This window comes from Microcoleus sp. FACHB-68, assembly GCF_014695715.1.
Taxonomy (GTDB): Bacteria; Cyanobacteriota; Cyanobacteriia; order Cyanobacteriales; family Oscillatoriaceae; genus FACHB-68.
Map to the genome: position 1 here is coordinate 815,235 of NZ_JACJOT010000008.1, position 14,347 is coordinate 829,581.

The following is a 14,347-nucleotide window of genomic DNA, read 5'->3' on the forward strand; positions in this document are numbered from 1 at the left end:
AATGCAGCCCTGTAATACTACGGACACCTATATCATAACGACCGGCGCAGCGCAAAGACGTTAAGGCTAAATTAAGGGCAAGCCAGAGTATGTTCGAGATAATACTGGCAAGCGCCAAATAAATCAAGATCGGAGCCAGTAACTGAGTAGCCCAGAGCAAGTGATAAAATGCCAACAATTCAGTTACGCAATTAAAGGGCCAAAAGTGGTTCAAGCATCAGTTTCAACTTCATCCAATCCGTCGAACGCTGATTTCTCTGGTGGGATCGTGCCACTCGCCGGCAGCAACGAGCAATTGCGAGAGTGGTTAGACAACCTCGCACAGCGAATCATAGCCGGCGAACGCATTGGCCGAGAGGAAGCGCTCGAACTCACCCAAATCGAAGGACAGGACAATATATTACTGCTGTGCGAAGCCGCAGACCGAGTGCGCCAAGCTTGTTGCGGCAACACGGTGGATCTGTGCAGCATTATCAATATCAAATCTGGTAATTGTTCGGAAAACTGCGGCTATTGCTCTCAATCAGCTCACCATCCGGGCAAAAATTCCCCGATTTACGGGCTGAAATCTACCGAGGAGATTTTAGCGCAGGCAAAGGCGGCTGAAGCTGCCGGTGCTCGCCGGTTTTGCTTGATCTCTCAGGGACGGGGGATTAAATATAACAGCCCGAAATCCGCTGAATTTGAGGAAATTTTGGACACAGTGCGGCAGATTATTGCCGAAACGAATATCAAACCTTGCTGCGCCCTTGGGGAAGTGACACCAGAACAGGCACAAGCGCTTTCAGAGGCGGGGGTGACGCGCTACAACCACAATTTAGAAACCTCTGAGAACTTTTTTGGGGATATCGTGACGACGCATACCTGGCGAGATCGCGTCGAGACGGTGAAGAATGTGAAAGCTGCCGGCATCCAAGCCTGCACCGGCGGCATTATGGGTATGGGTGAAAGTTGGGAAGATCGCGTGGATCTGGCAGTGGCGCTGCGGGAATTAGAAGTGGAATCAGTCCCGCTAAACCTGCTGGATGCCCGTCCTGGCACCCCTTTAGCCGGTCGCCCCAAACTCGATCCTTATGAAGCTTTGAAAATCATCGCGATCTTTCGGTTGATCCTCCCCGAACAGATTATTCGCTATGCCGGCGGACGGGAAGCCGTGATGGGCGAACTCCAAGCCTTGGGTTTAAAAGCTGGAATTAACGCCATGTTAGTGGGAAACTACCTCACCACAATGGGTCAACCTCCCGATCAAGACCGTGCTATGCTCGAAGCGCTTGGACTTCAAGGTGGTGAAGCACCGATTCCCGCCCCGCAACAATCCGCTAAATTGGAGATTTGAGATTTGAGATTGGTGCAAAATCCAAAATCCAAAATCCAAGATCCAAAATCCCAAACCGCCGTGGCAACTCCGCTGGAATTACTGTGGGCTTTGATAGGCTTACTGCTGACGATTGGGGGCACCTTTCTGGAAGCCTCAATCGCCAGCCCTTCATGGCCTTGGAATCCTGCTGCCATTCACGCTCAATCCCTCGGTGTCACCTATCAAATAGGGGCCGTGCTTTTAGTTGGCTGTCTGGGTGGCAAAAATGCCGGTGCGCTTTCTCAAATTGCCTACTTGGTACTGGGCTTGATGTGGCTGCCGGTGTTTACCAAAGGCGGCGGATTAGATTATCTTAAAGAGCCAACGTTTGGTTATTTACTAGGGTTTATTCCAGGTGCGTGGGTATGTGGTTGGCTGGCGCTTCAAGTATCCCCGCGTTTAGAGTTTCTGGCTTTTAGCTGTATTTGTGGCTTGCTGACCGTTCATATTACAGGTTTGAGCTATTTAGCGCTGACTTACTCGTTCAATCAAGATCTGCTGCTACCGGCAGCGATGAAGTTTTCCGTTGAGCCCTTGCCCGGTCAGATGGCAGTCGTCTGTGCTGTGACAGTTCTCTCCTTTATCTTGCGGCAACTGATGTTTTATTAGCCGGTTTCACTCATCCCTCGCCTGTCAGCAGCCCAAGACAAAGAATAATCGGACACATGACAAAACGCTAATAGCTTCCGTTACCATGAGATTTAAAAATCGTCTGTTTTGGATTGCTGCTGCAATTAGTTTGGTTCTCGACCGGCTGACGAAAGCTTGGATCGTGCAAAATTTTAACCTGAGAGAAACTTGGCCCCTGTGGCCCAATGTTTTTCACTTCACCTATGTCACGAATCCCGGTGCAGCGTTTAGTCTGTTCAGTCAAGGGGGTGGGTGGTTGCGCTGGCTATCTTTAGCCGTGAGTCTTATTTTAATTTTATTAGCCGTGTTTGGCCCCAATCTTAACCGCTGGGAACAAGCCGGGTATGGATTAATTTTAGGAGGAGCGCTAGGCAACGGCATTGATCGATTTATTGCCGGTGAAGTCGTCGATTTTTTGGACTTCCGGCTCATTCACTTTCCAGTATTTAATGTGGCAGATATTTGTATTAACCTGGGCATTGCCTGCTTGCTGATTGCCACCTTTAAGCAAGCGCCGGCAGCATCTAAAGGCTAAACAGAAGTGGAGAAGAGGAGAGGAAAAGAAAGATTGGCTTTGCTGGTGCGAAAGTTGTGCTAAATAATTTTTTGGGAATGGAATCTAAGGTGTTCTTGGGTGTCGAGTTAGATGTGATATACCAAGGCTAGACGGGAATATCTAAAGACATCCGAATATCTTCTAAGGGCTTTTCCCATAAGCTATTCCACTCAATTCCAAAAAGTGGCTTCGCTTTTTTCCCCATTATCCATCCTTCTGTCAAGGCATCCATAATCACTTCACAAAGCTCGATCTCTTCAATTGCAGTTTTGAGGAGATTTTTAGAGAGAAGTGAGAGAAATAAACGATCACGATATAATAACTGCGCTACATAAAATGCTTCTACTTTTACCTCACCCGGTTTATCTATACCACAACCTGTTACGATATGCCAAATGTCATGGGTTTCGGCAATATGAATATTTAAATAAGATGAGTCACTACCTTCTATTTTATTAACCGGAATAGGCTTTAAATTATTCTTCAGCATATGATCAGAATAAAGATAGCCTAACGTATTTTTAGGTAACTGATGAAGTTGAGAAAGATCAAGGTGACCTAGAAGGGGACGTTCTTTAAAAGCTCTTTCACCTTGAGGTGTTTGGCGCAGGAAATTCACAAGTTCCTGTAGAGTGGAATTATCATTTAGCTGTTGAGAAAGTTTTGCAACCCCTGAAAAATCTCCATAGGGCGCTTTCACAAGATCTAAAAAACTGTCAAAGATTGCTGACTGCTGAGCTGTATCCATTGTTTTGATTGATGGGTTAGAAGTGTCTAGAATATTCATACTAACTTAGATGATTACTGTTGAATCTGTAAACAGTGTTAATTTTAATGGCTGAAAAGGGAAATGACTCTACCCAGGAGATGGGGAAAATTCCTGTACTTTTGGCTAGGTAAAAGCCTGAAATAAATCGGAGTATTGCGGAAAGGATTATGCTGTTTGAGCCAAAATGGAACAATTAATGCGGCTCTCCTCTGCTTGTAAATGAAGAGTCCAAAGTGTAACCCAACTGAGGCATCCAAGAACGGTCATCTGTTAACCACAAACAGGCCAAAACATTGGCCTGAACAATTGGGAACCGCAGTAGCGAAACCTTTAAGTCCTTGTGGGCCATTGTCCAATGCTAGCAATACTTTTTTTATCTAACAGACGGTTGGTCGGTAGACTCGATGTTGATTGAACAAGGAGATCACCGGCTCAGCAAGACCTATCGGACTCGTGTAGAAAGAGAAAACACAAGGCTGAGGCATTATCTGAGTCCTTAACCTCGCAAAACGCTGTGCTACTCCAAGTCGTTTGGACTGCTGAAGTGTTCACTGCGTTTACTGCTGCACTATTTGAAGTATCAAACAGTACCTCTGCCGGCTTAAATGATTACTGTTTCCGCACTGCCGAAAGATTTTTATCATAGGTGTAGGCGAAAAGGCGATTGGCAGTCTACCGTGAAAAGTGAGAATTCCTGCCTTCGCCGGCTGAGAGTATTAAAATCGGTTGAAGAAGCCGGCATATTGAAAAGCGCTTCGGGAAAGGCCCAATCCCGCAGTGTAGTACCTGCAAAACAGATATTAACGCTCTTACGCCCGCTTTCCCCCCGCCTCGCCACCCAATTCCAGACCCACCTGTGTAAATTGCCAATGACTCCTCCTCAGCCTCCCCAACAGCCTAAAACTATCCTCAGCGTCTTGACTCAAGCGGTGCAAACCGTTGCTAAAGTTAATTTTGGCCAACTGGCGCTTAAACCCAATGCCAGAGTCGCTGAACTCTGGGTTCAGGATGCCGGTGCGGCGGCGGCTGAGAAGTATCCGCTGTTGGGGGAACGCTACCTTCTAGGGCGCAGTTCCAAATCTAGCGATATTGTCGTCCGTAACCCAGTCGTCAGCCAGACACATCTATCCTTATCTCGCGATAGCAGCAAGCCCAATGCCGCTTTCGTGATTAGAGACGAGGGTTCTACCAACGGCATCTATCGGGGCAAGCGCAGGATTAGCGAAATGCCTTTGCGTCATGGCGATGTCTTTACCCTAGGGCCGCCTGAACTGGCTGATGCGGTGCAGATTAAATATATCGATCCGCCGCCCTGGTACGTCAATGCATTCCGCTACAGCCTTTACGGTGCCGGTGGGCTGACTGCATTGACGGTGTTGTGGGTGGGTGCTGAGTGGCAAAAATTCCGAGTACGGCCTTTGCCAACCTCTGTACAAGGGCCGGTGGTGGTTTATGCGCGTGATGACCAAACGCCGCTACGCCCTCCTTTTAATAACGCTCACCGAGAACAGCGCCGGCTATCAGACTTTTCTCGTTACTTGCCAATGGCCATCGTTGCTTCAGAGGACAGCCGGTATTATTGGCACGTCGGGGTCGATCCGCTGGGCATTTTGCGGGCTGTGGTGGCTAATGTGCGTGGGGGTGGCATCCGTGAGGGGGCCAGTACCCTGACTCAGCAGTTGGCCAGAAGTTTGTTTCGAGACTATGTGGGAACCGAAGATTCGGGAGGTCGGAAGCTACGGGAGGCTGTCGTCGCCCTGAAATTGGAGACGTTTTACAGCAAGGATGCTTTGCTGCTGACTTATCTGAACCGGGTGTTTTTAGGGATTGACTTGTATGGGTTTGAAGATGCGGCGCAGTTCTACTTCGGCAAGTCCTCAAAAGATTTAACGCTTTCAGAGGCGGCGACGCTGGTGGGAATTTTACCGGCTCCCAATAGTTTCAACCCGGTTCAAAATTACGAGCTGGCTGTAAAATATCGCGATGGCGTTCTCTACCGGATGCGTGCCCTTGGCATGATCAGCCAAGAGGAGGCTGATCGGGCGCGGCGATCTCGGATTGAAATTAACCCCAGAGCAAAGGAAGTTTTAGAAAGTACGATTGCTCCCTATTTTTACAGTCATGTCTTCAATGAACTTGAGGAATTGCTAGGAGATCAGCTGGCGCGAGAAGGTAATTTTATTGTAGAAACCGGCCTTGATGTGACGATGCAACGACAGGCGGAGGCGTCTTTACGCAATACGGTGAACACTGCCGGCGCGGCCTATAACTTTTCTCAAGGGGCAATGGTGACGCTGGATTCTAGGAACGGGCAAGTTGTTGCCCTCACCGGCGGCGTAGACTACAGAGAAAGTCAGTTTAATCGTGCAACTCAAGGTCTGCGGCAGCCTGGATCGACGTTCAAAATCTTTGCTTACACCGCTGCGCTGGAGGCGGGAATTCCACCAGGAACAGCCTATTCCTGTGCGCCGGTCGATTGGGCCGGCCAAGCTTTTGACGGCTGCGGTGGCGGCAGTTTAGATATGTACACCGCCCTTGCGCGTTCGGCTAATGCGGTGGCTTTGCGAGTCGCGCAGGATGTGGGTTTGGATGGGGTGATACAGATGGCCCGACGCATGGGAATCAAATCTAAACTCGATCCGGTGCCGTCGTTGGTGCTGGGTCAAAGTGAAGTGACGGTGCTGGAACTGACCGGCGCATTTGGTGTGCTGGCCAATGGTGGAGTTCGACACCGGCCCCACACGATTAAGCGCATTCTCGATAGCAGCGATTGCACCGATCCCAAAAACCCAGCAACCTGCCGGTGCATTTATTCTTACTCGGCAGACTCACAATGTGAGTCGCGGGGGGATGGGGGCGTTCAAGCGATTTCGCCGGAAGTCGCAGACACGATGACAGTTCTGATGCAAGGGGTTGTCGCACCAGGGGGTACAGGACGCAGCGCCTCGATTGGACTGGGAGAGGAGGCAGGGAAAACCGGCACCACCAACGATAATGTGGATCTGTGGTTTGTGGGTTACGTTCCCAGCCAGCAACTGGTTACAGGTGTTTGGTTGGGCAATGATGATAATACTCCGACTGCCGGTAGTAGCGCTCAAGCAGCACAGCTATGGGGCGATTATATGAACCGGGTGGCGCGTTAGTTTAATCTGGCTTAAATCACACTTTTGTAAAAAAGGCAACTAAAATTTAGATTGATATGCCGGCAGGGTTTGAAATCCGTGCCGGCAGACTGGGATTGCTTAGCCGCGATTAAAAGCGATTACCTTGAGTGAAATGGCGTCCGGCTAACTGAATAGCGTCTGCGATATCCACATCTCCATCCCGATCGGCATCTAAAAAGTTGTTCAGGACTGGGTTTTGTCCCTGCTGCGGATTTTGGACGTTTGAGCCGGTTTTGAGGAAGTTAAGAACAATTGGGATTAACACCGGCAGCATCATTTGAATGGTTTGGGCGTTTAAGCCGGTTCTTTGGGCAACTTCTTGAATAATATGCCCTTGCATTTGGGGGGGAAATAATGCCTGAACGGCTTGGTTGTTGGGTGTTGTCCCGCTATATTGATTGACGATTTGCTGCGCTTGCCCAGGGCCGGCAGTATTCCGTTGTTGTTGTAAGGCGGATCGCACGTAGTTACCAACCATTGATAAGGCCATTTGGGTTGCGTCTGGGGTGGCACCGTAGTTGTTGCCCAGCTGTTGGACTGTCCCGTAAATATTGTCTATTTGGTTGGGATTCGCTTGTTGATTGGGATTGTCGATGGCATTGATAATTTGGTCAAAAAGTCCCATGATAGTTTGGCTCCACGATGATAGAAACAATGAAGTTAAAGGCACTCAAGCGCTTAGTTGTAAGGCAATGCTTGATTAGGAATGGACTGGTAGTGCGGTAGAAATGAGTGCGCCGAGATGCTTAAATAGCTTGCCGATTTAACCAGTTAGTCATTCGCTGATGCTTTTTTTAGGATAAAACAGCTACAGAAATTGCCATCTAGCTTAAGGCTCAACATCATCAGAGGAGACTAAGATCGTAAGCATCTGACCCACCCATTTGCTGCTGTCCATGCCTCTGTCGCGCCTGTTACCACTGATTGCCGGCCTCACTTTCATCCTGGGATTAATGCTGTGGTTGATTAATTCCCTTTACCGGCTATACATCCAAGTTGCTTTTTCAACCCCGTTTCTGGCAAATCTGCTGCTGTTGCTGCTGATTGTGCTGCTGGTGGTTTTAATTACAGCCTTGGTGTATTATCTGCGCCTGTTTCAGCCGGCTAAAAAGCGAAAAACCGGCAAACGTAAGCCAAGGGTGAAAGTGCCGGTGCAAAAATCTGAGGCGGCTGAGGAAACCTTGAAAGCGGTTCGCCAGCAGGTTGATCAAATTCAAGATGAGGTCGCTAAGCAAGCGTTAATTAGCCGATCACGCGAAATTGAAACTTATTTATCGCGGGGGGATTTGCAGGTGGTGGTGTTTGGGACGGGGAGTGCCGGCAAAACTTCCCTGGTCAATGCTTTAATGGGGCGGATGGTGGGGCGAGTTTCTGCACCGATGGGGACAACGGAGGTGGGGGAAACTTACAGCCTGAAGTTAAAAGGATTGGAACGGGAGATTTTAATAACCGATACACCGGGAATTTTGGAAGCGGGAATTGCCGGCACGCAACGGGAAGAATTGGCACGACAATTGGCGACAGAAGCCGATTTGCTGTTGTTTGTGGTAGATAATGACTTGCGAAAGTCGGAATATAATCCCTTGCGGGCTTTGGCAGAGATTGGCAAACGTTCTATTGTGGTTCTCAATAAAACGGATCTTTATCCAGAACAAGACCGAGAAGCCATTTTAGCGAGATTGCGAGAGCGAGTGCGGGGGTTTGTGGCGGCAATGGATGTCGTGGCGATTGCCGCCAATCCTCATGCGGTGGAACTGGAAAATGGGCAAATTTTAGAACCTGATCCCGATATTATGCCTTTAATTCGGCGCATGGCGGCGATTTTACGCGCTGAGGGGGAAGATTTGGTTGCAGATAATATTCTGTTGCAATCCCAGCGCTTAGGAGAGGAAGCGCGACGACTAATTGACGCGCAGCGCCGCCGGCAAGCTGAGAAAATTGTGGAACGTTTTCAGTGGATTGGTGCCGGTGTGATTGCGGTGACGCCGCTGCCGGTGGTTGATTTGCTGGCAACGGCGGCGGTTAATGCCCAAATGGTGGTAGAAATCGGCAGAATTTACGGTTCTTACCTTGATATGGAAAATGGCCGGGAATTGGCGCTGTCTCTGGCTAAAACTCTGGCGAGTTTGGGAATTGTTAAGGGCGCAACGAATTTGGTGTCTACAGCGCTGCAAATGAATGTGGGTACACTTATCGTTGGCAAGGCAATTCAAGGGGTGACAGCGGCTTATCTAACGCGAATTGCCGGCAAAAGTTTTATTGAGTATTTCCGCCACGATCAAGATTGGGGCGATGGCGGGATTACTGAGGTGGTGCAGCGGCAATTCCAGTTAAATCGCAAGGATGAGTTTGTTAAGGCGTTTATTAAGGATGCGATCGCTAAGGTGGTCGAACCTTTGAAGGTGCTTTCGCCTCAGCCAGAGGAGGAAGAAGAAGAAGAGTTGGAATATGAAGAGGAAGAACAGGATCGCCGGCAGTCTGATAGGGATCAACGAACGCAACACGAGTCTGATTGGGACGAACCAACGCAACGGCGGGATGATTGGTAAGGCAGTTTCTTTATTTTTATTTGTTAATTTTTAAGCGCTCTCCGCCATTTCCTCGTAAGATTATGCCAAAAGAATTTTTAACTAAATGAGGAATTATGAGCCAGCGCCCCATTATCCTTGGCATCGTTGGCGACAGCGCTGCCGGTAAAACAACGCTCACCAAAGGGATTGCTCAAGTCTTGGGTTCTGAGAATGTGACGGTGATCTGTACCGATGATTATCACCGCTACGACCGCAAGCAGCGTGCGGAAATCGGCATTACGGCACTGCACCCGGATTGCAATTACCTCGATATCATTCAGCAGCACTTGCATTTGCTGCGAGACGGTCAACCCATTCTCAAGCCGATTTACAACCACACAACTGGGGAATTCGATCCGCCAGAATACATCAAGCCCAGCAAATTTGTGATTGTTGAAGGGTTGCTCGGTTATTCAACCCTTGGAGCGCGAGAGGCTTATGATGTGAAAGTGTATCTAGCACCGCCGGAATTCTTACGCGCCAAGTGGAAGGTCAAGCGCGATACGATGAAGCGAGGCTATAAGCCAGAACAGGTGCTTGCGGAAATCGAAAAACGTGAACCGGATTCAGAGGCTTTTATTCGTCCTCAGCGCCAATGGGCGGATGTGGTCGTCAGTTTTTATCCGCCAAGCGAAGGATCTGAAGAAGATGCGTCACATTTAAATGTGCGTTTGGTTCTCAGACCGACGATTCCGCACCCGGATCTTCTGAAAGTTATTGATGAAAGCGCAGAGGATTCTACATCGGCAATCCGCTTGGAGTTAGAGCGGGATATGGGCAAGCCGGTTGATGTTTTAGAAATTGATAATCATGCAACTGCTGAACAGGTGAACAAGTTAGAGCGCATTTTATGCCACGAAATGCCAGACTTGTTACCCTACTGCGGGTTGCAGATTAATCCAGAAATTGGCAAACTCGTCGGCACTACGGGTGAAACGCTGCAGAGTTACCCCTTAGCAATTACACAGTTATTAATTGCTTATCATATGCTCAAGGCTGTTCACTTAGACTCGACGAAGACAGTACCGCAAAGCGCTCTCTCTTAGCATTCACACCTTTGCCGGCTATCCCAACACTTCGTCTACGGCTAGTTGAATTTCAGGAAACGCTTGCGGGGCAATTCTTTGTCCCCGCAAGCACTTTTGAATATCTTGATAGCCGGCTGCTGTTGGTTGCCGGTAAATTTCGATAGATTGTTCATTAATATCGATTAACCAAACTTCAGAAATTCCACTGCCGGCATACAGTGGAATTTTAACTTGCCGGTCTGCTTCTACGGTGGTGTCTGCAACTTCTACGATTAAGAAAATATCTTTTGGCTGAGGATGGCCGGCTTCATAAAAATCAGATCGCGGTTGCAGTAATGCGATGTCGGGTTGCGGTTCAGATCGATCATTTAATTCAACAGGATCTTGAACCGAAACAATACTATTGTTGCCCAACCGTTGAGAGAAAAGTCTAATGAATCGCTTCACACACGCTGCATGACGCGGGCTTATAGGCAACATCTGAACAATCATGCCTTCTATCAGTTCTACCCGCTCATCTTCTGTCAGAATACCTGCCTCAGCCATGCGGTGATACTCTTCAACTGTGAATTGCCGCCGCAGTAATTGCACAGGCACCTCAACCTCCCTCGTTTCATACAAGCCGGCTCACTCTCATTATGCTTTAACAGGCCAATGACAATACAACGCGTTAATCATACCCAAGCCGGTTCAATAGGGTTCATAGAAAGCCAAAGATATTGCGTTCTCCCAGAAGAGAGGAGAGAGGAGCACAAAAATCTCATAGCACCGTGCTTTGGCGCGATCACACCAATGACTGTTCCTGAAAAAGTTGAATAGATTTTTACATAACCTCCCCAACATGGGAGATATATGTAAACAGTTCACTAACCGATTGATTAAGACTATGCATCCTCATCTACATCGCCTTAGCGTTATTAGTGCAACCTTGCTCATCTATTTGAGTTGTCCGTTACCAGTGGTGAGGAATACTTGGGGAAGTGCTGCTTGGGCGCAAGCGCAGACCAAAGAACAACGCCGAGACGAGGCGTTGCGTCTGTACCAAGTAGGTATGCAGCAGTTCAATCAAGGTCAGTTTCGAGAAGCTTTAGAGACGTTTCAAAGTGTTTTAGTGATTGTCAGAGAAATTGGGGATCGCCAAGGTGAGGGAACCACTCTCAACAATATTGGGGCAGTTCACCGCAACCTAGGACAGTACCCCAAAGCCTTGGAGTCTTATCAACAAGCTTTAGCCATTGCCAAAGAAATTGGTGACAAGGCAGGAGAAGGTACGACGCTCAACAATATTGGGTTAGTTCACCACAACCTAGGACAGTACCCCAAAGCGTTGGAGTATTATCAACCATCCTTAGCCATCGACCAAGAAATTGGTGACAAGGCAGGTGAAGGTACGACGCTCAACAATATTGGGGAAGTTCACCGCAACCTAGGACAGTACCCGCAAGCGTTGGAGTATTATCAACAAGCCTTAGCCATTGCCAAAGAAATTGGTAACAAGGCGATGGAAGGTACGACGCTCAACAATATTGGGTTAGTTTACGAGGGCTTGGGACAGTACCCCAAAGCGTTGGAGTATTATCAACAAGCTTTAGCCATTCACCAAGAAATTGGTAATAAGGCGATGGAAGGTAGGACGCTCCACAATATTGGCGCAGTTTACAACAGCCTAGGACAGTACCCCAAAGCCTTGGAATATTATCAACAAGCCTTAGCGATTGTTAAAGAAATTGGTAACAAAGCAGGAGAAGGGACGACGCTTAACAATATTGGGTCAGTTCACCTGAGCCTAGGACAGTACCCCAAAGCCTTGGAGTCTTATCAACAAGCTTTAGCTATTCACCAAGAAATTGGTAACAAGGCAGGAGAAGGTACAACGCTCAACAATATTGGGTTAGTTCACAACAACCTAGGACAGTACCCTAAAGCTTTGGATTATTATCAACAAGCTTTAGTCATTGCCAAAGAAATTGGTGACAAGGCAGGGGAAGGTAGGACGCTCAACAATATTGGGTCAGTTTACAACAGCCTAGGACAGTACCCTAAAGCTTTGGAGTATTATCAACAAGCCTTAGCCATTCACCAAGAAATTGGTAACAAGGCAGGAGAAGGGACGACGCTCAACAATATTGGGTCAGTTTACAGCAACCTAGGACAGTACCCCAAAGCCTTGGAGTCTTATCAACAATCCTTAGCCATTGCCAAAGAAATGGGTGACAAGGCAGGAGAAGGTGCAGCGCTCAACAATATTGGGGAAGTTTACCGCAACCTAGGACAGTACCCCAAAGCCTTGGAGTCTTCTCAACAAGCCTTAGCGATTCACCAAGAAGTTGGTAACAAGGCAGGAGAAGGTACGGCGCTCAACAATATTGGGGCAGTTCACCGCAACCTAGGACAGTACCCCAAAGCCTTGGAGTATTATCAACAATCTTTAGCTATTCGCAAAGCAATTGGTGACAAGGCAGGGGAGGGTACGATGCTCAACAATATTGGGTTAGTTTATGACCGCCTAGGACAGTACCCCAAAGCCTTGGAGTCTTATCAACAAGCCTTAGCCATTGGCAAAGAAATTGGTGACAAAGCAGTAGAAGGTACGACGCTCAACAATATTGGATTTGTTCACAATACTCAAGGTAAATATTCCCAAGCTGAAACCACCTTATTGGCAGCGATTGAGGTTTTGGAATCTCTCCGACCGCGAGAATTAAAAGATGATCAAAAAATCTCCATTTTTGAACAGCAAGCTAGTACCTACCGCTTTCTGCAACAAGCTTTGGTAGCACAAAATAAATTTGTTGAAGCACTCTTAATTGCTGAACGCAGTCGCGGTCGGGCTTTGGTTGAGTTATTAGACTCCAAGCTCTCACAAAATCCCAACAATCAACCCAATATCAAACCCCCAACCCTTCCAGAAATTCAGCAAATTGCTTCCCAGCAAAACGCTACCCTTGTTCAATATTCGATTATTGATGAACCTTACCAAATTCAAGGAAAAGAAGAATGGCAACAATCAAAGCTCTACATTTGGGTCATCAAACCCACAGGTGAAATTGCCTATAAGCAAGTAGACCTGAAAAAATTATTGAACACATCTTTACAAGACCTCGTTACCACCAGCCGTGATGATATCGGTGTGAGAAGTCGCAGTATCTTTGAAGTAACTTCCACAAATCCCCAACCCCAAAACTCAACCGAGAAATTACAGCAACTCCACCAACTCCTGATCGCACCCATTGCCGGCTTGCTCCCAAAAAACCCTGATGAGCGAGTCATCTTTATCCCGCAAGAATCGTTGTTTCTCGTCCCCTTCCCCGCACTGCAAGACGAGCAAGGCAAATACTTAATTGAAAAACATACCATCCTCACCGCGCCGGCTATTCAAGTTTTAGACTTAACCCACAGGCAGAAGCACAATGGTCAAAGGTCAGTCAAGGATGTGCTAGTTGTGGGCAATCCTACCATGCCCAAAATTAAAATTGGAGAATTAGTGGCAAACTTAACCCCTCTCCCTGGTGCGGAAAGGGAAGCGATTCAAATTGCCAAACTCTTCAACACCGAAGCACTGATCGGTAGCAAAGCCACCAAAACAATGGTGATGGAGAAAATGCAACAAGCACGCATCATTCATCTAGCTACTCACGGCTTACTTGATGATTTTAAAGGATTTGGTATACCGGGAGCCATCGCGCTTGCTGCTGCCGGCAAACCTGATGATGCGATCGATGGTTTACTCACTGCCGGCGAAATTTTTGATATGAAACTACAAGCAGATTTAGTTGTCCTCAGCGCCTGCGACACCGGACGCGGTGACATTAAAGGCGATGGTGTGGTTGGTTTATCTCGCTCTCTAATTGCTGCGGGAGTCCCTAGCGTCCTGGTATCGCTGTGGGCAGTTAATGATAATTCAACCGCCTTTTTAATGAATGAATTTTATCGCTATCTGCAACAAAATCCTGACAAAGCTGTTGCTCTACGTCAAGCCATGCTTACTACAATGAAAGAATATCCTAATCCTAAACAATGGGCGGCATTTACGCTGATTGGTGAGGCGAATTGAAGACTTATAAATATCTCAATTAACAACCCAATTCTATCAATTTATACCAAAATTATGTTAAAATAAAGAATCATTTTTTCAATAATTTCTATTATATAGAGTCGGCTTTCCTTAAAAAGCAGTTGCTTCTGAGGAGCGCACTCTTCTGTATTGTGTCTCGCAAAACAGTCTGCTGAGTTAACTCTTTGGCATGAGTCCTCTTTAGAGGACTTTCGCTAT

10 protein-coding genes are annotated in these 14,347 nt (G+C 47.6%); 7 read left to right on the plus strand and 3 right to left on the minus strand.

Annotated features, from left to right (window positions below):
• The first annotated feature begins 265 nt into the window (after window positions 1-265).
• The 3 genes from bioB to lspA all read left to right on the plus strand — a co-directional run bounded on the left by bioB (window position 266) and on the right by lspA (window position 2,522).
• Entirely contained in the window at window positions 266-1,336 is a 1,071-nt protein-coding gene (gene bioB / locus H6F73_RS12395) for a biotin synthase BioB (protein WP_347239549.1), read from the plus strand.
• Window positions 1,337-1,396: 60 nt separating this feature from the next.
• Window positions 1,397-1,966, plus strand: a complete 570-nt coding sequence (locus H6F73_RS12400; protein WP_190759631.1) for a biotin transporter BioY — start codon at window positions 1,397-1,399, stop codon at window positions 1,964-1,966.
• A gap of 85 nt (window positions 1,967-2,051) precedes the next feature.
• Window positions 2,052-2,522, plus strand: coding sequence for a signal peptidase II (lspA, locus tag H6F73_RS12405; protein ID WP_190759044.1), 471 nt, complete (start codon window positions 2,052-2,054; stop codon window positions 2,520-2,522).
• A gap of 127 nt (window positions 2,523-2,649) precedes the next feature.
• On the opposite strand, the gene H6F73_RS12410 is transcribed toward lspA, so the two are convergent.
• Window positions 2,650-3,330, minus strand: coding sequence for a Coq4 family protein (locus H6F73_RS12410; RefSeq protein WP_242072428.1), 681 nt, complete (start codon window positions 3,328-3,330; stop codon window positions 2,650-2,652).
• A gap of 851 nt (window positions 3,331-4,181) precedes the next feature.
• Here H6F73_RS12410 and H6F73_RS12415 point away from each other — a divergent pair.
• Window positions 4,182-6,455: a transglycosylase domain-containing protein gene (locus H6F73_RS12415; protein ID WP_190759045.1), complete on the plus strand. Its 2,274-nt coding sequence runs from the start codon at window positions 4,182-4,184 to the stop codon at window positions 6,453-6,455.
• 109 nt (window positions 6,456-6,564) lie between these two features.
• Here H6F73_RS12415 and H6F73_RS12420 read toward each other — a convergent pair whose 3' ends face one another.
• Window positions 6,565-7,101 (minus strand): DUF937 domain-containing protein, encoded by a 537-nt coding sequence (locus tag H6F73_RS12420; protein WP_190759046.1) that lies wholly within the window; start codon window positions 7,099-7,101, stop codon window positions 6,565-6,567.
• 271 nt (window positions 7,102-7,372) lie between these two features.
• Between H6F73_RS12420 and H6F73_RS12425 the strand changes: the two genes are divergently transcribed.
• Both H6F73_RS12425 and H6F73_RS12430 read left to right on the plus strand, forming a co-directional pair.
• Window positions 7,373-9,025: a DUF697 domain-containing protein gene (locus H6F73_RS12425; RefSeq protein WP_190759047.1), complete on the plus strand. Its 1,653-nt coding sequence runs from the start codon at window positions 7,373-7,375 to the stop codon at window positions 9,023-9,025.
• A gap of 95 nt (window positions 9,026-9,120) precedes the next feature.
• Window positions 9,121-10,092 carry a phosphoribulokinase gene (locus H6F73_RS12430; protein ID WP_190759048.1) on the plus strand — a complete coding sequence of 324 codons (972 nt, stop codon included), beginning with the start codon at window positions 9,121-9,123 and terminating at the stop codon, window positions 10,090-10,092.
• Window positions 10,093-10,110: 18 nt separating this feature from the next.
• Here the strand turns inward: H6F73_RS12430 and H6F73_RS12435 are convergent, their stop codons facing one another.
• Window positions 10,111-10,671, minus strand: a complete 561-nt coding sequence (locus H6F73_RS12435; protein ID WP_190759049.1) for a Uma2 family endonuclease — start codon at window positions 10,669-10,671, stop codon at window positions 10,111-10,113.
• Window positions 10,672-10,960: 289 nt separating this feature from the next.
• Between H6F73_RS12435 and H6F73_RS12440 the strand changes: the two genes are divergently transcribed.
• A complete protein-coding gene (locus H6F73_RS12440; protein ID WP_190759050.1) occupies window positions 10,961-14,128 on the plus strand; it encodes a tetratricopeptide repeat protein in 3,168 nt (1,055 codons plus the stop codon).
• The last annotated feature ends 219 nt before the right edge of the window (window positions 14,129-14,347 follow it).

Excerpts from the sequence above, each read along its gene's own strand:
- H6F73_RS12420 (WP_190759046.1), bottom strand. The coding sequence starts at position 7,101 with ATGGGACTTTTTGACCAAATTATCAATGCCATCGACAATCCCAATCAA.
- H6F73_RS12410 (WP_242072428.1), bottom strand. The coding sequence starts at position 3,330 with ATGAATATTCTAGACACTTCTAACCCATCAATCAAAACAATGGATACA.
- lspA (WP_190759044.1), top strand. The coding sequence starts at position 2,052 with ATGAGATTTAAAAATCGTCTGTTTTGGATTGCTGCTGCAATTAGTTTG.
- H6F73_RS12425 (WP_190759047.1), top strand. The coding sequence starts at position 7,373 with ATGCCTCTGTCGCGCCTGTTACCACTGATTGCCGGCCTCACTTTCATC.
- H6F73_RS12430 (WP_190759048.1), top strand. The coding sequence starts at position 9,121 with ATGAGCCAGCGCCCCATTATCCTTGGCATCGTTGGCGACAGCGCTGCC.
- H6F73_RS12415 (WP_190759045.1), top strand. The coding sequence starts at position 4,182 with ATGACTCCTCCTCAGCCTCCCCAACAGCCTAAAACTATCCTCAGCGTC.
- H6F73_RS12440 (WP_190759050.1), top strand. The coding sequence starts at position 10,961 with ATGCATCCTCATCTACATCGCCTTAGCGTTATTAGTGCAACCTTGCTC.